19 protein-coding genes are annotated in these 18,606 nt (G+C 74.1%); 17 read left to right on the top strand and 2 right to left on the bottom strand.

What is annotated here, in order from left to right; translation table 11 throughout:
- The first annotated feature begins 569 nt into the window (after nucleotides 1-569).
- The 7 genes from GD632_RS06540 to GD632_RS06510 all read left to right on the top strand — a co-directional run bounded on the left by GD632_RS06540 (nucleotide 570) and on the right by GD632_RS06510 (nucleotide 6,236).
- Nucleotides 570-851 (top strand): dsRBD fold-containing protein, encoded by a 282-nt coding sequence (locus GD632_RS06540; protein WP_152190034.1) that lies wholly within the window; start codon nucleotides 570-572, stop codon nucleotides 849-851.
- A 22-nt stretch (nucleotides 852-873) separates the two neighbouring features.
- Complete coding sequence (locus GD632_RS06535; protein WP_152190032.1) at nucleotides 874-1,089, top strand: DUF1918 domain-containing protein; 216 nt, start codon at nucleotides 874-876, stop codon at nucleotides 1,087-1,089.
- Between the two features lie 66 nt (nucleotides 1,090-1,155).
- Nucleotides 1,156-2,472 carry a nitroreductase/quinone reductase family protein gene (locus GD632_RS06530; protein ID WP_152190030.1) on the top strand — a complete coding sequence of 439 codons (1,317 nt, stop codon included), beginning with the start codon at nucleotides 1,156-1,158 and terminating at the stop codon, nucleotides 2,470-2,472.
- Nucleotides 2,465-3,847 (top strand): MBL fold metallo-hydrolase RNA specificity domain-containing protein, encoded by a 1,383-nt coding sequence (locus tag GD632_RS06525; RefSeq protein WP_152190028.1) that lies wholly within the window; start codon nucleotides 2,465-2,467, stop codon nucleotides 3,845-3,847. Before GD632_RS06530 ends, GD632_RS06525 begins: the two co-directional genes overlap by 8 nt.
- Nucleotides 3,848-3,966: 119 nt before the next feature.
- Nucleotides 3,967-4,737, top strand: a complete 771-nt coding sequence (locus GD632_RS06520; RefSeq protein ID WP_152190025.1) for a hypothetical protein — start codon at nucleotides 3,967-3,969, stop codon at nucleotides 4,735-4,737.
- Between the two features lie 150 nt (nucleotides 4,738-4,887).
- Complete coding sequence (locus GD632_RS06515) at nucleotides 4,888-5,271, top strand: hypothetical protein (RefSeq protein ID WP_193311376.1); 384 nt, start codon at nucleotides 4,888-4,890, stop codon at nucleotides 5,269-5,271.
- Between the two features lie 65 nt (nucleotides 5,272-5,336).
- On the top strand, nucleotides 5,337-6,236 hold the full coding sequence (locus GD632_RS06510) for a polysaccharide deacetylase family protein (RefSeq protein WP_226924672.1): 900 nt from the start codon (nucleotides 5,337-5,339) through the stop codon (nucleotides 6,234-6,236).
- 100 nt (nucleotides 6,237-6,336) lie between these two features.
- Here the strand turns inward: GD632_RS06510 and GD632_RS06505 are convergent, their stop codons facing one another.
- On the bottom strand, nucleotides 6,337-7,416 hold the full coding sequence (locus GD632_RS06505; RefSeq protein ID WP_152190020.1) for a glycosyltransferase family 1 protein: 1,080 nt from the start codon (nucleotides 7,414-7,416) through the stop codon (nucleotides 6,337-6,339).
- 5 nt (nucleotides 7,417-7,421) lie between these two features.
- Nucleotides 7,422-9,920, bottom strand: coding sequence for a sodium-translocating pyrophosphatase (locus GD632_RS06500; protein WP_152190017.1), 2,499 nt, complete (start codon nucleotides 9,918-9,920; stop codon nucleotides 7,422-7,424).
- A 269-nt stretch (nucleotides 9,921-10,189) separates the two neighbouring features.
- Between GD632_RS06500 and GD632_RS06495 the strand changes: the two genes are divergently transcribed.
- The 10 genes from GD632_RS06495 (at nucleotide 10,190) to GD632_RS06445 (ending at nucleotide 18,602) form a co-directional block, all read left to right on the top strand.
- Complete coding sequence (locus GD632_RS06495; protein WP_152190014.1) at nucleotides 10,190-10,942, top strand: SDR family NAD(P)-dependent oxidoreductase; 753 nt, start codon at nucleotides 10,190-10,192, stop codon at nucleotides 10,940-10,942.
- A gap of 112 nt (nucleotides 10,943-11,054) precedes the next feature.
- Complete coding sequence (locus tag GD632_RS06490) at nucleotides 11,055-11,495, top strand: hypothetical protein (protein WP_152190012.1); 441 nt, start codon at nucleotides 11,055-11,057, stop codon at nucleotides 11,493-11,495.
- Nucleotides 11,492-12,442, top strand: a complete 951-nt coding sequence (locus GD632_RS15935) for a hypothetical protein (RefSeq protein ID WP_193311375.1) — start codon at nucleotides 11,492-11,494, stop codon at nucleotides 12,440-12,442. Before GD632_RS06490 ends, GD632_RS15935 begins: the two co-directional genes overlap by 4 nt.
- Nucleotides 12,429-13,736 carry a V-type ATPase 116kDa subunit family protein gene (locus GD632_RS06475; protein WP_152190006.1) on the top strand — a complete coding sequence of 436 codons (1,308 nt, stop codon included), beginning with the start codon at nucleotides 12,429-12,431 and terminating at the stop codon, nucleotides 13,734-13,736. The genes GD632_RS15935 and GD632_RS06475 overlap by 14 nt, the downstream gene beginning before the upstream one ends.
- Nucleotides 13,733-14,161 carry an ATP synthase subunit C gene (locus tag GD632_RS06470; RefSeq protein WP_152190004.1) on the top strand — a complete coding sequence of 143 codons (429 nt, stop codon included), beginning with the start codon at nucleotides 13,733-13,735 and terminating at the stop codon, nucleotides 14,159-14,161. Before GD632_RS06475 ends, GD632_RS06470 begins: the two co-directional genes overlap by 4 nt.
- Entirely contained in the window at nucleotides 14,158-14,391 is a 234-nt protein-coding gene (locus GD632_RS06465) for a hypothetical protein (RefSeq protein ID WP_226924671.1), read from the top strand. Before GD632_RS06470 ends, GD632_RS06465 begins: the two co-directional genes overlap by 4 nt.
- Nucleotides 14,388-14,915, top strand: a complete 528-nt coding sequence (locus GD632_RS06460; protein ID WP_152189999.1) for a hypothetical protein — start codon at nucleotides 14,388-14,390, stop codon at nucleotides 14,913-14,915. The genes GD632_RS06465 and GD632_RS06460 overlap by 4 nt, the downstream gene beginning before the upstream one ends.
- Nucleotides 14,912-16,612: a V-type ATP synthase subunit A gene (locus GD632_RS06455; protein WP_152189997.1), complete on the top strand. Its 1,701-nt coding sequence runs from the start codon at nucleotides 14,912-14,914 to the stop codon at nucleotides 16,610-16,612. The genes GD632_RS06460 and GD632_RS06455 overlap by 4 nt, the downstream gene beginning before the upstream one ends.
- Nucleotides 16,609-17,976 carry a V-type ATP synthase subunit B gene (locus tag GD632_RS06450; protein ID WP_152189994.1) on the top strand — a complete coding sequence of 456 codons (1,368 nt, stop codon included), beginning with the start codon at nucleotides 16,609-16,611 and terminating at the stop codon, nucleotides 17,974-17,976. The genes GD632_RS06455 and GD632_RS06450 overlap by 4 nt, the downstream gene beginning before the upstream one ends.
- Nucleotides 17,976-18,602 (top strand): V-type ATP synthase subunit D, encoded by a 627-nt coding sequence (locus GD632_RS06445; protein WP_152189992.1) that lies wholly within the window; start codon nucleotides 17,976-17,978, stop codon nucleotides 18,600-18,602. Before GD632_RS06450 ends, GD632_RS06445 begins: the two co-directional genes overlap by 1 nt.
- Nucleotides 18,603-18,606: the final 4 nt, after the last annotated feature.

Below are 18,606 nucleotides of genomic sequence, written 5' to 3'. Positions count from 1 at the left end.
ACAGGTCACGGCGATCGCCCCCGATGCTCCCACCGTGTCCCGGCGGCGGTGGCTGGTCGTCACCGTCGTCGTCGCCGGACTCGGCTGGGCGGCCGCCACGGCGCCGGCGGTCCTCGCCGAGGAGTCCGGCGAGAGAGCGGAACCCGCGCCTCTCATCACCCTCGCCGGGGCCGCGGCTCTCGGGCTCGTGATGGGCGCGCTGCTCGGCGGCGCGCAAGCCTGGGTGCTGCGCGGCGCCGCGGAGCTGCCCTGGCGCTGGGTGGGCGTGAGCGCCGCGGCGTGGACACCGGCGATGGTCGTGATCTTCGCCGGCGCGACCTGGACGCCGGCCGGGGCGCCCGTGCTCGCCGTGGTGGGCCTCGGAGCCATGACCGGCGTGGTGGCCGGTGCGCTGCTCGGCGGCGTGTGCGGTGCGCTCGTGCCCCTCCTCCACGCGCAGCTCCGGGCGCCTCGCCCCATCGGTCCGCGGGCAACCGTGCTCGGCCGCCTCGACGAGGCCACAGGCCCTTCGTCCCGTGACAAAGCGGGCGTGGAGGAGGACCGTGGAGACCACCGGAAGGAGGTCAGCGATGACTCACACATGGAAGGTGTCGGTCGATCTCTTCTCGACCGACGACACCGACTCGCCCGAGCACCTGACGGCGGCGCACGCCGTCCTGACGACGACGGCTGGTAACCGGATCGAGGGCTTCGGCCGAGCGAGGCTCAACCCGACGGACAGGGACGTGCCGGAGATCGGTGAGGAGCTCGCAGCGGCACGTGCGCTGCGCGACCTCGCCGACCGGCTGTTGCGTGCCACCTCGGACGACATCTCGCAGGTCGAGCACCAGAAGATCCGCTTGGCGAGATGAGGCCAGGCCAAGGAGACTGACGATGCGTGCAGCCCCGGGGGACCGACTCATCATCCACGCGGCACGGCTCGGTGGCCACGACCGAGACGGCGAGGTCATCTCCGTGCGTGACCCGCAGGGAGGCCCTCCCTACCTGGTCCGCTGGTCGGACACGGGCAGGGAGTCGCTCCTGTTCCCTGGTCGCGACACGGAGATCCACCACCACCGTCTGTCGGGGCGGGTTCCCGCCGGCACCTGAGCGGGTGAGCCGTGCCCGGCGCGGTGGTGGCACGTGCGCTGGGGACGCGACGCAGGGAGGCGCCCGATGAAGACGGCCCCGCAGCTGATCGCCCCGGACGTCCACGTGGTCACCGTTCCCGGGGTGGTGGCGGCCAACGTCTACCTCATCCGATCCGGTGGGGCATGGGCTCTCGTCGACGCCGGTTGGCCCGCAAGCGCCGAGCCGATCCGGACAGCGGTGGACGCGGTGCTCGGTCCGGGCGCACATCCGGCGGCGATCGTGCTCACCCACCTGCACCCGGACCACTCGGGAGCTGCCGGCGCGCTCGCCCGGGACTGGGGTGTACCGGTTCTCGCGCACGAGGCCGAGCTCCCCATGGCCGCCGGCCGGTACCTGCCGGAGTACGCGATGCCGCTGGACCGCTGGGTGGTCGTCCCGCTCATGCGGTTGCTGCCCGCTGCCACCCGCCGGCGAGTCGAGGCTGCCGGGGACATCACCGACATCATCAGCCCCCTGGACGCCGACGGTATCGTCCCGGGCCTCCCGGACTGGCGGTGGGTGCACACACCCGGGCACACCCCGGGTCACGTCGCCTACCTGCGCAGCAGTGACGGTGTGCTCATCACCGGCGACGCGATCGCGACGGTGGACCTCAACTCCTTCCGCGGTCTGCTGCTGCGACGCGCCGAGGTGGCCGGGCCGCCCCGGTACACCACCTGGAACTGGTCGATCGCGCTGCGGTCCGTCGAGGCGCTCGCCGCCCTCGGGCCTCGCGTTCTCGCCCCGGGGCACGGCCGCCCCCTGGCCAGTGCAGGAGCGGCCTTGGACGCCCTGGCCCGGCGCTCGCAAGGCGGGGTGTGGGGCGGCCTCGAGCCGCGCTACGCCGGCGGAACGCGGTACCGCCGCCCGCCCCGGTGGTACACCCGCCTGCAAAGGGTGGGGTTCGTGGCGACGTGGCTCGGGGTGAGCCCGGCGGACGTCGTCGTCCTGGAGGTGCCGGGACGCCGGTCGGGCCTCGTCCGGCGGACCAACGTCGTGCTCGTCCGACACGACGGCGGCCGCTACGTCGTGGCCCTGGCCGGCGAGTCGGAGTGGGTCCGCAACGTCCGCGCGGCCCACGGGCGGGTGGTCGTCGGCCGCCGCGGACGACGCCGCGCGGCCCGGCTCGTCGAGGTCCCCGTCGCGGACCGACCGGCCGTCCTGCGGGCGAACCTCCTGCGCTGGGGTCGTGCACCTGACGAGCGTGCGGTGCTCAGGGAGGCCTCGAACAACTTCGGCGTCGCGAGTCCCGCCCTCGCCGAGCTCGCGAGGGTGGCGGACCGGCACCCGGTGTTCCGGGTGCTGCCCGGCTGGGGCGAGCCGCACCCGGTCGGAGGCAGTGGACGTGGTTCCCGTGGGTGAGCCGGTCGTGCTGACGTTCCTCGGCGGCGCCGGGACCGTGACCGGCTCGAAGTTCCTGGTCGACGGCCCGGGCGGGCGCCGGCTCGTGGACTGCGGACTGTTCCAGGGCGAGCGGCAGTGGCGACGCCGCAACTGGGAGCCGTTCCCGGTCGATCCCGCGAGCATCGGGGACGTCGTGCTCACCCACTGTCACCTGGACCATTGCGGGTACCTGCCGGTGCTGGTGCGTGAGGGGTTCGGCGGCCCCGTGCGGATGACCGAGGGGACGGCCGCGCTCACCGAGATCGTGCTGCGCGACAGCGCCCACCTCAACGAGCGGGACGCCGAGAACGCCGCACGCGGCGGATACTCGCGGCACGACCCACCACTCCCGCTCTACACCACCGCCGACACGGAGCGTGCGGTCGCACGCTTCGCCGTCATCCCGTTCGACCACACGGTGCAGGTGGGCGGGGACGGGAGCACGCTGCGACTGGGACGGGCAGGACACGTCCTCGGCTCGGCAACCGTGCACCTTCGGACCGGTAGCGCCGACGTCCTGTTCTCCGGAGACCTCGGCAGGCCGACGCACCCGGTGCTCCGTCCCCGTGCCGACCCGCCGGCCGCGCGGACGGTGGTCATCGAGTCCACCTACGGGGACCGCCTGCACCCCCGGGTCACCGGAGCGCCGCACGCCGCACTGGCGGCGGCGATCCGCAGGACGGTGGAGCGCGGGGGCAGCGTCCTCGTCCCGGCCTTCGCCGTCGACCGCACCGAGCTGGTCCTCGCCGCCCTGGCGGACCTGCTCCGTCGCGGCGACATACCCGACGTGCCCGTCCACGTCGACAGCCCGATGGCGCTCGCGGCGCTGGCGGTCTACCGGGCGGGCACGGTGCGGGCGGAGCTGCGCGAGGACCTGCCCGCGCTCATCGACCTGCCCCACCTCCATGCCGCCCGGACCGTCGAGGAGTCCATCGCCCTGAACACCCCGAGGTACCCGTGCATCATCGTCTCGTCCTCCGGCATGGCCACCGGCGGCCGCGTGGTCCATCACCTGCGCCACCTGCTGCCGGACCGGCACAACACCGTGGTCCTCACCGGGTACCAGGCGGCCGGCACGCGCGGGCGGGCACTGCAGGACGGGGCCGCGGAGCTGAAGATGCTCGGCCGCTACGTCCCGGTCCGGGCGGAGGTCGTGGAGGACGAGGAGTTCTCCGTGCACGCGGACGCCGAGGAGCTCCTCGACTGGCTGCACGCCATGCCCGACCACCCCGAGACGGTGTACGTCGTGCACGGGGAGACGGCCGCCGCCCAGGCGTTCGCGCGCCGGGTCCGCTCCGAGCTCGGAAGCGTCATCGCCGTCCCCGCCCCGGGGGAGAAGGTGCGGGTCGACTGAACCCGTGCACCGTCGCTCCTCCCACCGGCTCGCTGGGACCATCGGCCCTGGTCGTCGGCGGCCGCCCCTCCTACGCTTGGGCCGAGAGCTGTTCCGGGTGCGAGCCCTGAGGGGGAGCCATGGCACCGGCACGACGCCGTCGGGGTGCTGTTCTCGTCATCACGGCGGCGGCACTGACGGTGGCGGCGTGCGTCGACCCTGATCCGCCCCCGCCCCCACCCCCGCCTCCGACGACCACCCCCGGGCCGGAGCCCACGACCAGTGCGGAACCCTGGACGTACGGCGACTCCCCGGAGCTCGACGACCTGTGGGACGCGTGCGCGTCGCACGACGCCCGGGCATGCGACGAGCTCTACCTGCGAAGCCCGAGGAGCTCGGACTACGAGTCGTTCGGCAAGACGTGCGGGGGCCGCACCGAGGGCGGGGACTGGTGCAGCAGCGACGACTCCGCGCCGACGTCGACGGCCCCGGCCGAGCCGCCCTGGCTCATCACCGACCTCGTCGGAGAGCCTGTCGGTGGAGACATGCTCGCCGCGGTGCTCGACGTCTACGACTGCCAGGTCGAGGGTGTCTTCGTGGACCACTACAAGTGCCTCGCCGACGGCATCGAGCTCGCTGTGGACAACGCAACGAACGTCTCCTCGGTCTTCCTGTACGCCGAGGGCGTGGCCGACTTCGGTGAGTTCACCGGGGAGATGCCGGGTGGGCTCCACTGGGGCGAATCGTGGTCAGACATCGAGTCGGCGTGGGGTCCGCCGGCTCAACAGTTCGACCAGGTGATCGACGACCGTTTCACGGTCGTCTACGACGCGGCGTCGAACTACTCGACCGTCACCCTCGACTTCACGGCCGACCCTCGTCGTCTCGTCCAAGCGACGTTCACCGAGTGAACGAGCGCGCGTAGCGGCCAGTCACCGGGGGAGGGGACGACCGGCCGCCGGGACGTTGGACCCTGGAGACGGAGTCCCGACAGGCACATGCTGAAGGTGCAAGCCTCCACGGAGCCACCGGCTCCACCCTCAGGAGAGGAAGTGGGAACGATGAGGCTGCACCTGCGGGACTGGGTCGCCACCGTGCTGGTGGCCGCGACCCTCATCCCGTACATCGGGTATCTCGTCCGGGGCACCATGCCCTTCATCGAGGACCCACGCGGCATGTCGGGCACGGGCCTGGTGCTCGGCCTGGCGGCCTTCGTCGTGCTCGGCATCCCGTCCGAGGCGCGGCGCGGGCACGTCCTCGAAGCCGTGCTGGCAGGCATCTCCCTGGCGATCGGCGTCGCCGCCCTGGCGTTCGCCGAGACCGTCGCCGCCGAGGTGCTGCTCGCGGCCTTCATGGTGAGCATCGTCGCGGTGCTCGCGGTCACCCTGCTGGCGCACTCCGGTGTCACGCTCCATCGTGCGGGCACCCCGATGGTGCACGCGTGACCCCCACCGGTGCCGCCGCGCGGACCCCATGGCCCGCGCGGCGGCTCCGTGCGATGGGGCGGACGGTGATCGTCGTTCTCGTCCTCGTGCTGGGCGCCGGTGGGTGCGGGACGCCCGAGGAGGTGTTGCCCACCGCCCCGGTGGGCACGACGTCGGCCGCCCCCACACCCAGCCCCTCCGGACCGGCCGACCCGCCGCGCTCCTCACCGAAGACGACGTCTCACCCCTTCCCGACGAGCCCGCCCCAGCCACCGCCCCGGCCGTCGCCGCCGGAACCGACGACGGTCGCACCCGCTCCGCCGGAGCCGACCGAAGGTCCTGAGCTACCGGCCGAGTGGCGCGGCGTCGACCTGGAGCGCATCCCCACCGACCGCCGGGTGGTCGCCCTGACCTTCGACGGCGGCGCGTCCGACGCCGGTGTCGCGCGGATCCTCGCCGTCCTGGCTCGGTCCGACGTGCCCGCGACGTTCTTCGTCACCGGCGCCTTCGCCCGCACCTACCCCGAGCAGGTGCGGGCCATCGCCGATGCCGGCCACCCGGTCGGTCACCACAGCGACACCCACCGCTCCTACCCCGACCTGACGGACGTCGAGATCCGCGCGGACCTCGCCACCGCCGAGACCGAGATCACCTCTCTCACCGGTCGGCCGGCGCGGCCGCTGTTCCGCTTCCCGTACGGCGCGCGGACGGACGCCGACATCCGGGTCGTCAACGACGCCGGGTACCTGCCCGTGCGCTGGACGGTGGACTCGCTGGGATGGAAGGGCACGAGCGGGGGACTCTCGGTCGCTGCGGTGACCGATCGGGTGCTGACCACCGCCGTGCCTGGCCAGATCGTCCTCATGCACGTGGGTGCCAACCCCGAGGACGGCACCACCCTGGACGCCGACGCGCTGCCGGACGTCATCGCGGGCCTGCGTGGGCGCGGCTACGGATTTGTCGGTCTCGACGCCCTCGTGGACTGAGCCGTACCGGGGTCGGCCGCCCCTGCCATCCCATCCGCCGCCCCTGCCATCCCATCCGTCGAGCCTCGTGAGGCGCGCCCGGGGAACCGACGTGCGGACCTCACTCCGGCAAGGGCCCGCTGCCAGCGACGGACATGGTGGCCCCGAACCACTCCCGCACCCAGTGCTGCACGGCGCGGTCGAAGGTGTCGTCGGAGTGGTGGGCGTTCAGCCACGCCCGGAAGTCGCCGCCGGCGGCGCGGTCCAGCTCCGTGCGGCACCGTTCCGGCTCGGTGACCGCCCGGTGGAGGAGGGTCTCGGCCTCGGCGGCGTCCCGGTAGACGAACGGGTAGCCGGACGGGACGAGCGCCCACACCCACGGCCGGTCCGGGAAGACCCCGACGGCTCCGGCCACCAGGGCCTCGACGTACTCGAGCCCGTAGGACTCCTCCTCCGCCGTGGCGAGGAACGCCGTCGTCCCTGCCAGGTGCTCCCAGTACGTCTGCCGGCTGGCGGTGAGCGGACCGACCCACGCCCACGGCCTCCGCGAGAGCGCCATCGCGTGCTCGGTGACGAGCTGGGACTCCTCGAGCCTGGCCTCGACGCGGATCGGGGTACGGGCCGCCACCCGCTCGACCACGTGGCGGAAGAGCGCGGGCCGCATCCGCTCGGTGACCGTGATGGCGGGGTAGAGGACGACGGGGACGGCGGGCTCACGCCGTGGTCGGGCGTGGTCGAGCCGGACCCCGAGGTTCACCCATGCGATCCGGGCCCGTCCCGACAGGTGCGGTGCCGTCCAGCGGTCGATCGTCTCGCGCACCTCGGTGGCGGTGCGCTCGGAGTTGCAGAAGGTCGGGAACAGCGCGCAGGACAGGGCGAGCGACGCCAGCTCGACGGAGTGGTCGTACATGGCGGGCGCCAACCAGACGAAGTTCATCAGCCGGGGTTCGGGGTCGCGGCGGCGGAGACTGCGCCACAGGCAGGTGGAGTCGAGCACGTCCATGTTGACGACGACGGCGCCGCGCACCTGGGCCAGGGGCACCACGTCGAATCCCTGGGCGTGCCGGGCGGGGGAGCCGATGACCTGGGCGCCGGGGAAGACCCGCAGCAGCCGGCGGACCAGCGTGGCACCGGCGTCGTGGCCGTCCACACGGCCGTCGCCGGTGATGCGGACCTCGTGGTGGCGGACAGCGACGCGCACGACACTCACCTCCCGGGGACGACGTGGCCCTCGCCCACGCGCACGGGGGCGGCGGCACGGTCCTCGCCGGACGGTGCCGGCTCGTCGGTCGTGGCGGTGGGCCCGATCCGCATGCCGTAGAAGGACCGGTGCACGAAGAACATGTGCGTGGCGAGGAAGCCGGCTGCCAGGACGAGGACGGCGGTCCGGTGGCCCTGCGCCGTGAGGGAGACGGCGAGCTCGACGGCGAGCAGACCGAAGAGGGTGGTGAACTTGATGACCGGGTTGAGCGCCACCGAGGACGTGTCCTTGTACGGGTCGCCCACCGTGTCGCCGACGACGGTGGCGTCGTGCAGGGCGGTGCCCTTGGCGTGCAGGTCGACCTCGACGATCTTCTTCGCGTTGTCCCAGGCACCCCCGGCGTTCGCCATGAAGATCGCCTGGTAGAGCCCGAAGGCGGCGATCGAGATGAGGTAGCCGACGAAGAGGTACGGCTCGAGGAAGGCGAGGGCGAGGGTGGCGAAGAACACCCCGAGGAACATGTTGAGCATGCCCTTCTGCGCGTACTGGGTGCAGATCTCCACCACCCGGCGGGAGTCCTCGCTGCTCGCCCGTGTCGCGCCAGGTTCCAGCCGGATGGTGCGGCGGATGAACTCCAGCGCCCGGTAGGCGCCGGTGGTCACCGCCTGGATCGACGCCCCGGTGAACCAGTAGATCACCGCGCCCCCGGCCACCAGGCCGAGGAGGAAGGGCGGGTGGAGGAGGGAGAGGCCGTCCAGGCCCGTCGTCAGTCCCTCCGTCAGGGCCATGATGATGGAGAAGGTCATCGTCGTGGCCCCGACGACGGCGGTGCCGATGAGCACCGGTTTCGCCGTCGCCTTGAAGGTGTTGCCGGCGCCGTCGTTCTCCTCGAGCAGCTCCTTGGCCCTCTCCCAGCGCACGGGGAAGCCGTGCTCCCGGCGGATCTCCTCGTCCACGCCGGGAAGGTCCTCGATCATCGACAGCTCGTAGACGCTCTGGGCGTTGTCGGCGACGGGCCCGTAGGAGTCGACGGCGATCGTCACCGGCCCGAGGGACAGGAACCCGAAGGCGAGCAGGCCGAAGGCGAACACCGCGGGCGCGACCATGTGGGACGCGAGGTCCTGCTCCGCGACGACGTACGCGCCACCCATGAGGGCGACGACGATCATGCCCAGCCAGTACGCGGAGAAGTTCCCGGCAACCAGCCCGGAGAGGATGTTGAGCGAGGCCCCACCCTGACGCGAGCTCTTCACGACCTCCCGCACGTGCCGTGACCCCGTCGAGGTGAAGATCCGCACGGCGTCGGGGATGAGCGCCCCGGCGAAGGTGCCGAGGGAGACGATGAGCGCGAGCTGCCACCACAGCGGCCCCGCGTCGAGCGGCGCGAGGACCACCAGGCTCGTGGCGAAGGTCGCCGCGATCGACAGGACCGCGGTGAGCCGCATGAGGGTCGTCAGCGGCCGCTCGAAGTCGAGCCTCTCGGCACGGACGTAGCGCGCCCGCACGGCGGCGTCGTTGAGCAGGTAGCCGGCCGCGGAGGTGAGGACCATGGTGATCCGCACGGCGAAGATCCACACGAGCAGCGCGGACTGCATGGCCGGCTCGGTGACGGCGAGGAGCACGAAGGTGATGAGCGCGACGCCCGTGACGCCGTAGGTCTCGAAACCGTCGGCGCTCGGGCCCACGGAGTCGCCGGCGTTGTCGCCGGTGCAGTCGGCGATGACGCCGGGGTTGCGGGCGTCGTCCTCCTTGATCTTGAAGGTGATCTTCATGAGGTCGGAGCCGATGTCGGCGATCTTCGTGAAGATGCCGCCCGCGATGCGCAGCGCGGCCGCGCCGAGGGACTCCCCGATGGCGAAGCCGATGAAGCAGGCCCCGGCGATCTCCCGCGGCAGGAACAGCACGATGACGAGCATGGTCATGAGCTCGAGGCTGATGAGCACCATGCCGATCGACATGCCCGACATCATCGGGATCCGGTGGACCGGAAGGGGCCGCCCGCCGAGGGCGGCGAAGGCGGTGCGGGAGTTCGCCAAGGTGTTCACGCGGATCCCGAACCAGGCGACCGAGTACGAGCCCGCCATACCGACGAGGCTGAAGGCCACGACGACCGCCACCCGGCCCCACGCGAGGTCCACGAGCAGCCCGAAGTACACGAGGATCACTGCGGCGATGAAGCTCCACAGCAGGAGGAGGAAGCGGCCCTGCTGGCGGAGGTAGGCCTTGCACGTGGCGTAGATGAGTGCGGCGACCTCCCCCATCGAGGGATGCTCCGGCAGTCTGCGCAGACGGAGGAAGACGACCACCCCGAAGGCGATGCCGAGCGTGCAGACGACCAGTCCGGCGGCCAGCAGGGTGGTCCCGGCCACCCCGCCGAGCACGGTGGTGGCGGTGAGGTCGGGCAGGACGAGGTCGATCTCGCCCCGCGGCTCCTCCTGGGCCGCGGCGCCCGCTGCGGGCGCGAGCACACCGAGGAGGGCGGCGAGGCCGACCACGCCGGTCATCGACCTGTGCTCTCCGGGACGCCGGAGTCGGAGAAGTCCTCTGCGCACGACAGACCCTGTCCCCTGAGGCGGACGGCAGGGACGCCTCGCGACGGCACTGCCGCTGTGTTCCGAGACTACGACCGAGCACCGACAGGCACCCGTGACCTTCGGCCCGGTCGCTGCGGCCGAGGTTACTCCTGCTCCGCACGCCCCCACCAGGGCCTTGTCGACGAGCACGAGCAGCGGGACCATGTGCGCACCGGCAGCGAGGACCAGGAGGGGGCACGATGAACAGGTTGGAAGGACGGGTCGCGCTCGTCACCGGCGCCGCCAGCGGCATCGGCCGCGCCACCGCCGAGCGCCTGGCACAGGAGGGCGCGGCCGTCGTCGTCACCGACATCCAGGACGAGATGGGGCAGGAGACCGTCCGGGGGCTCACCACCGCGGGCGCTCGGGCGGTCTTCGTCCACCACGACGTCACCTCCGAGGAGGACTGGGGGTCGGCGGTCACCCGGGCGGAGACCGAGTTCGGCGGGCTGGACATCCTGGTGAACAACGCCGGGATGGGCGACCTCAAGACCATCGAGGAGACGACGCTCGCCGAGTGGGAGCGCACCGTGGCCGTCGACCAGACCGGCGTGTTCCTCGGGATGAAGCACGCCGCGGCTCTGCTCGCCGCCTCCGGGAACGGTGCGGTGGTCAACATCAGCTCGATCTTCGGCACGTCCGGCGGGTTCGGGACGTCCCCGGCGTACCACGCGGCGAAGGGAGCGGTGCGCACCTTGACCAAGAACGTCGCGCTGCACTGGGCGGACAAGGGGGTTCGGGTGAACTCGATCCATCCCGGGTTCATCGAGACCCCGATCCTCGAGTCCGCCAAGGGCACCGCGTTCGAGCAGGCGATGATCGACCTGACCCCGATGGGGCGGCTCGGCCGCCCCGCCGAGGTCGCCGCGGGTGTCGCCTACCTCGCCAGCGACGACGCCGCCTTCGTCACCGGCCTGGAGCTCTACATCGACGGCGGGTACCTGGCGCGCTGACGACAGGCCCGCGGTGGGGCGCATAGCGACAGGTACCGGACCTTCGGCCTGTTCGTCGGCGTCGAGCACGTCCTAGGCTGGATGCGCACAGTGCTCACGAGGAGGAGGGCGCATGCCGCGGACCCGAGACATCCTGCGGCGCTTCCGTCCCGCCGGTGCGCCGGGTGCAGCATCGGTCACCGGGGTCCCGGTCGACCGCGCCGCCGAGCTGGCCGCCGAGCTGCAGCCCGTGCTGGAGCGCCTCGCGGGGACCCAGGTCGAGGCTGCCGGGATCAGGCGTGACGCGCACGCCGCGGCCCGGGCCCGTCGCGAGCAGGCGGCGGCGGAGGCGGCGGCGCTCGTCGCTCAGGCGCACCGCGACGCCCCGGCGGAGCGTGCGGCCGCCGCGCTGGCGGTGACCCGGCAGACGGCGCGGCAGTCCGCTGCGCTGCGGCAGGCGGCCGAGCAGGAGGCGGCCGCCGTCCGGTCACGCGCAGCGGAGCGGCTGCCCGGCTTCGTGGAGCGGGCGCTCGGCATCGCGCGCGCGGCGCTCGCCGAGGAGCAACAGTCATGAGCACCGGGTGGGTGGCCGGATCCGTGCGGGCGCGGGCCCTGGCCCGCAGGCGTGTGGGCGCCGCAGGCGCGCGCGACCTCGCCACCTGCCCGGGCCTCGCGCCCGCGCTGCAGGTGCTGGCGCGCTCGCCGTACGGCCACGCCGTCCGGCCGAACCAGACGCTGGCCGCAGCTCAGCACGCCGCCGGCGAGGCGATCCTGTGGAACGCGCGAGTACTCGCGGGATGGCTCCCGCGTTCGGGGGTGGAGGCGGTCCGCCTGCTCACCGCGGCCTTCGAGCTGGCGAACGTCGACTCCCACCTCGCCGGTCTTGCCCGCGGGACGCGTGGCACACCGTTCGAGCCGTACCACCTCGGCGCGCTCAGCACCGCCTGGACGAGAGTGGCACCCACGACCGACCTGCCGGCTGCCGCCGCCGCCCTGGCCGCCTCCCCGTGGCGGGTCCGTGGCGCGGCCTCGCGGCGTGAGCTCGCTCTGGCGCTGCGGCTCGCGTGGGCCGACGCCGTCATCGCGGGGGTCCCCGAGGCGGTCGACTGGGCGCGCGGGGGGACGGTGCTCCTGCTGTCCCGCGAGGTGCTCCTCCTGAGACGTCACCTGCCTGCGGCCACCCTCTCCCGTGCCCGGCAGGTGCTGGGTGCGGGGCCGGTGGACCTCCTTGCCCGTGGCGAGCCCCCGCGTGAGCTGCACGCGCACCTGCCCCGGGACGCCCGCTGGGTGCTGGAGGACGTCCCCGGCGTCACCGACCTCTGGCGTGCCGAGGCGGCCTGGTGGCACCGCGTGGAGAACGACGGCTTCGCTCTCCTGCGGGAGTCGCGTCCCGGGCAGGGCGCGGTGGTCGGCGCGCTCGCTGTCCTCGGGACGGACCTCTGGCGGGTGCGGGCGGCCCTGGAGAGCGCTGCACGGGGCGGCTCCGGAGCGGCGCTGGAGGCGTTCGATGCCGTGGCGTGAGCTCGCCGAGCCGGTGCGGATGCAGCGGGTGGCTCTCGTCGCCCCCGTGGCGGCGCTGCACGACGTGCTCCGCGAGGTGGCCGACGCCGGCACGGTCGAGCTCGCGCGCCCGGCGGAGGGACCGGCCGCCGGGGAGCTGGAGACCTACGCCCGGACGGCGGTCGTCCGCGGGGAGGCAGCCGCGCTCGCCGGTTGGACACCGGCCGCCGAGGTGCCCGCCCTCGCGGCACGGCTGGCGGGCGTGGGCGGCGCCGTCGTTCCGACCCCGACGCCACGCGGACTGGACCCCCCGACGCTCCTGCCGGGCGGCGGCACCGCCCGCCGCTCCTTCACACCGCTGGTCGAGACCTACGGCACGGTTCCCTACGCGGACGTCGATCCCACGGTCGTGGCCGCCGGCGCGTACATGCTCATGTTCGGGATGATGTTCGGCGACGCCGGCCACGGCCTGCTCCTCGTCCTCGCGGGACTGCTCGTGCGCGCCGGCCGCCCCGCCGCCCTGTCCCGCGTCCGCGGGCTGTGGCCGTTCGTCGTCGGGTCGGGCGCGTGCGCGGTCGTGTTCGGGCTCCTGTACGGCGAGTTCTTCGGGCCCACCGGCGTGGTGCCGGTCCTGTGGCTCAGCCCGCTCGAGGAGCCGCTGACGCTGCTCGCCGTGGCCCTCGGTGTCGGGGCGGTGCTCCTCGCCGCTGCCCAGGCCATCGGGACGGTCAACCGGTGGCGGGAGGGCGGGTGGACCTTCGCGCTCGCCTCCGCCTCGGGGGTGGCGGGCGTCGCACTCCTCGCGGGCCTCGGTGGGATCGTCCTCGGCGCCGCCACCGGGTACGGCCTGCTCGTCGCGCTCGGGGTCGCCGTCATGGTCACCGGGGTGGCCCTGGCGTTCCTCGGCTTCCTCGCGGCGTCCGGCGGAGGAGGTGCGGGCGTGACGCAGGCGACCGTCGAGGTCTTCGACGCCGTCCTGCGGCTCGGCACCAACCTCGTCTCCTTCGCTCGCCTCGCCGCGTTCGGGTTGACGCACGCGGCCCTCGGGATGGTCGTGTGGGACGGCACGACGGCGCTTGCTGGGGCAGGGGTGCTCGGCCTCGTCGGCGCCGTCGTGCTCTTCGTCGTCGGCAACGCCGTGACGTTCGCCCTCGAGGCGCTCGTGGCGGGCGTCCAGGCACTGCGGCTGGAGTACTACGAGCTCTTCTCCCGGATCTTCACCGCCGAGGGCCGTCCGTTCCGGCCCTGGCACGTCCCGCTCGACGCCGAGGCTGCGGCCCCGGCGTCGGCACCTACCTCGAGGAGCCTCCCATGACGCCCTGGGTGCTGACCCTGCCCGTCGTCCTCGTCACCGCCGTCGCGATCCCTGTGCTGCTGCGTCGTCGGCGCCGGACCGCGGTCCGCGTCATCGTCGGACTCGACGTCGCGGTCCTGGTCGGCGCTCTCGCCATCCTCGCCGTCACCGTGGCCGCCACACCGGGGGTCGCGCAGACCGTGGCCGCCGCGGAGCCGGCCACGGACGGCGGGGCGGCCGGGTCGGCGCTGATCGCCGCCGCCATCGCCGTCGCCGGCTCGTCCCTCGGTGCGGCCATCGCCGTCGCCTACACCGGGTCGGCGGCTCTGGCGGCGATGAGTGAGCGGCCCGAGCTCTTCGGTCGGGCGATGGTCATCGTCGGCCTCGCCGAGGGCATCGCGATCTACGGGCTCATCGTCGCGATCATCCTCCTCGGGCGGGCGTGATGGGCCGCATCGCCGTCCTCGGCGAGGAGACGTCCGTCGGCGCCTTCGGGCTCGTCGGTGCCCTCGTCCTGCCCGCGGACGACGACCGCGCCGTGCTCGCCGCCTGGGCCGGCCTCCCCGGGGACGTCGACGTCGTCGTCCTCACCGCGGGGGCCGCCCGCGCGCTCGGGCCTGCGCGCACCGGCCGGCCGCGCCCGCTGACCACGGTCCTGCCCGAGGGCCCGCCATGACGACACACCCCGCCGCCGGGGACCCCGCACCCGACCTGCTCGCCCCCGTCCGAGCCGCGCTGCTCACCCGGGCGGACGCCGACGCACGGGCCGAGCTCGCCGCGGCAGACGCGGAGGCCGGCGACCTCCTCGCCCGCGCCCGCACCGAGGCCGGGGCGGTGCGGGACGCGGCCCGCACCGAGGGCAGGGCCGACGGCGCCGCGCTCGCGGCCGCGGAACGGGCGCGGGCGCGTCGAGAGGCTCGGGCGGTGGTGCTGGCCGCCCAGCGTGAGGCTTACGAGAACCTGCTGGCGCGGGTGCGGGCGGCGCTGCCGGAGCTGCGCGCGGACCCGGCCTACCCGGCCTGGCGGGAGCGGGCGGTGGCGCGGGTGGGCGGTGTCCTCGGCCCCGACGCCGTGGTGGCCGACATCCCGACCGGCGGGGTGGTGGGGCACGCCCCCGGACGGAGCGCGGCCGCCTCCCTCACCGATCTCGCCGACCGGGCAGCTGCGGCGGCCGACGCCGACGGGCTGTGGACGCCATGAGCGTCGTGCGCGTCTCCGGCTCGCTCGTCGAGATCGAGCCCGAGCCCGGGGTGGCGATGTCCGACCTCGTGCTCCTCGGCGAGCGTGGGCTCGTCGGTGAGGTGGTGGCGATCACCGAGCGCCGGGTCACCGTCCAGGCCTACGAGGACACCGGCGGCCTGGCCCCCGGCGCTCCGGTGCACCCGCAGGGGGCGCCGCTCTCGGCCCCGCTCGGCCCGGGCCTGCTCGGCGGGGTGTTCGACGGCCTGCTGCGCCCGTTGGTGACGGCCGGACCGTGGCTGGTACCCGGGCGTGCGGCGTGGGGGCAGGACGAGCGGCGCTGGCCCTTCCTGCCGGCGGTGTCCGTCGGTGCCGCCGTCGTGGCCGGTGAGGTGCTCGGCACGGTGCAGGACGGCCCGCTCACCCTGCGCGTGGCCGCGCCCGCCGCCGGGGTGGTCGACGACGTCGCGCCGCCGGGGCCGGTGGACGCGGATTCCGTCGTCGCCCGGGTGCAGGGTGAGGAGGTCAGGGTGACCAGCCGGTGGCCTGTCCGCCGTCCGCGGCCGCACCAGGAGCGGATCGAGGTCGCCGAGGCCTTGCACACCGGCCAACGGGTGCTCGACCTGCTCTACCCGGTGGCGCGCGGCTCGAGCGCGGCCGTCCCCGGCGGCTTCGGGACCGGCAAGACCGTCCTCCTGCAGCAGGTCGCCAAGTGGTGCGACGCGGACGTCATCGTCTACGTCGGCTGCGGGGAGCGCGGCAACGAGATGGCCGACGTCGTCGCCGAGCTGTCCGAGCTTGCCGACCCGCGCACCGGGGACCGGCTGCTGGAGCGCACCGTCATCATCGCGAACACCTCGAACATGCCGATGATGGCGCGCGAGGCGAGCATCTACACGGGCGTCACGGTTGCGGAGTACTTCCGGGACATGGGCCACCACGTCGTCGTCATCGCCGACTCCACCTCGCGGTGGGCCGAGGCGCTGCGCGAGTTCGCCTCGCGCAGCGGCGACCTGCCGGCCGAGGAGGGGTACCCGGCAGGGCTCGCCTCGGCGCTGGCCGCGTTCTACGAGCGGGCCGGCCACGTCCTCACCCTCGGCGGCCACCACGGGTCGGTGACGATCATCGGGGCGGTGTCCCCGGCGGGTGGGGACATGACGGAACCGGTGACCGCCCACAGCCAACGGTTCGTGCGCTCGGTGTGGATGCTGGACCGGGACCTGGCCTACGCCCGGCACTACCCGGCGGTCGCCTGGGCGGGCTCCTTCTCCCGCGACGCCAGTGCACTCGCCTCCTGGCACGCGCAGCAGGGCGACCCCGCATGGGCGCGTCGGCGCGAACGGGTCATCGCCCTCCTCGCCGACGCCGACCGGCTCAGCGCCCTCGCCGAGCTCGTCGGCGCCGGTGCGCTCCCCCCGGCCGAACGGATGGTCATCCTCGGTGGCCGGCTGCTGCGGGAGGGGGTGCTCCAGCAGAGCGCACTGAGCGTCAACGACTCCCACTGCTCGCCCGCCAAGGGGGCGGCCCTCGTGGAGGCCGTCCTGGCCGTCGTCGACCGCTGCACGGCACTGGTGTCCGCGGGCACGCCGGCCGCGGCGGTCGAGGAGAACGACTTCGGACCGCTGCTTCGCGTGGCGCGGGAGACCGCGCCCGACGACACCGCCGGGGTGCTGCAGTGCATGGAGACAGTCCTCGCCGCCCTCGGGGCACCGCCATGACCGTGGTCGTGGACTACACCGACATCACCGAGCTGCGCGGCCCTCTGCTCGTCGTGCGGCGGGTGAGCGGCGTCGGCTGGGACGAGGCAGCGCTCGTGGACACCGGCGACGGCTCCCCACGGCACGGCGCCGTGCTCGAGGTCGACGGCGACCTCGCCGTCGTCCAGGTCCTCGAGGGGACGGAGGGACTGCGCCCCGGCGGCACGCGGGTGCGCTTCACCGGCGAGGTGATGCACGTCCCGGTGGGGGACGGGTGGCTGGGCCGGGTGTGCAACGGGCGGGCCGAGCCGCTCGACGGCGGCCCGCCCGTCCTCGGGCGCCGCCGGGCGCCCGTCTCGGGGTACCCGCTCAACCCCGTCCACCGCGAGCCGCCGTCGGAGCCGGTGCTCACCGGCGTGTCCGCGATCGACGCCCTCACGACGCTCGTCCGAGGGCAGAAGCTCCCGGTCTTCTCGGTCGCCGGGCTCCCGCACCTCGCGCTCGCCACCCAGGTCGCCGCGCAGGCCACCGCCGGCGGGGACCCGTTCGCAGTCGTCTTCGCCGGGATGGGACTCACGCACCTCGACGCGGCGGCGGTGCGCGACGGTCTCGAGGAGCGATCGGCCGCCGGTGAGCTGGTGCTCTTCCTCAACACGGCCGACGACCCCGTGGTGGAGCGGATCCTCACCCCGCGGGTGGCGCTCACGGTCGCCGAGCACCTGGCCTTCGACACCGGCCGGCACGTGCTCGTCGTCATGGCCGACATGACGGCGTACGCCGAGGCGCTGCGTGAGGTCTCCGCCGCACGCGGGGAGATCCCCGGCCGGCGGGCCTACCCCGGCTACCTCTACAGCGACCTGGCCTCGCTCTACGAGCGCTGCGGTCGGGTTCGGGGCCGCCCGGGGTCGGTGACCGTCCTCCCGGTCCTCACCATGCCCGCCGGGGACATCACCCACCCTGTCCCGGACCTCACCGGCTACATCACCGAGGGGCAGGTCGTGCTCTCACCGCAGGTTCAGGCCCAGGGCGTGTACCCGCCGGTGGAGCCGCTGAGCTCCCTGTCCAGGCTCATGCGCAAGGGCGCCGGGCCGGGGCGTACCCGGGCCGACCACCTCGACGTCGCGGCACAGGTGCTCGCCGCGCTCGCCCGCGCCCGCCAGACCCGGGAGCTGGCCGACCTCGTGGGCAGCGACGCGCTCGCCCCGACCGATCGCCTCTACCTCGGCTTCGAGCGCGAGGTGCGCGCGCACCTGCTCGACCAGCGACCGGACGAGGCCCGCACCCTGGACCGGACGCTCGAGCTCGCCTGGCAGGCGCTCGCGGTCCTGCCGCGACGCGAGCTGACGATGCTGCCCGCCGCGCTCCTCGACGAGCGGGGGCTGTGATGGCCGGCGTCTCCCAGGCCCCTCCCGGCCGCGCCGGGCGGCTGTGGTTGCAGCACCGGCTCACCACCGCCCAGCACGGGAGCGAGCTGCTCGACCGCAAGCTGCGGATCCTGCGGACCGAACGCGAGAGCCACAGCCTGCTGGTCGAGCGCACCGGTCGTGCGCTGGTGGCGGCGACGACCGAGGCCCACCGGTGGTCGCTGCGTGCCGCGGTGCTGGTCGGGCAGGCACCCCTGCACCTGGCCGTCGCACCGGCGCCCGCAACCGTCGAGATCTCGTGGGGGGAGACCATGGGGGTGCGGTACCCGGTGACCGCGCGCTGCGTGTTCCCCGAGCCGGCCGGGGACGAGCCGGCCCCCGGGAGTGCGGCGCTCGTCCTGGCGAGGGAGGCCTGCGCCCGGGCACTGGACGCGGCCGCGGCGCACGCGGCGGCGCAGGCTGCGGTGCGGGTGCTGGAGGAGCAGGAGGCCGCGACCCGGCGGCGGCTGCGGGCGATCGAGGACCGCTGGGTACCGCGGCTCCGGGCGGCACTGGCGGAGGCCGAGCTGCGGCTCGAGGAGGAGGAGCGGACCGAGGGCCTCCGGCTCCGGTGGGCGGCCGGCACGGGGCGTGCGGGGGAGGGGTAGTCCG

Source organism: Georgenia satyanarayanai (assembly GCF_009193135.1).
Lineage (GTDB): Bacteria > Actinomycetota > Actinomycetes > Actinomycetales > Actinomycetaceae > Oceanitalea > Oceanitalea satyanarayanai.
The sequence above is the reverse complement of the archived record's forward strand: the minus strand, read 5'-3'. Positions and strand labels throughout refer to the sequence as shown.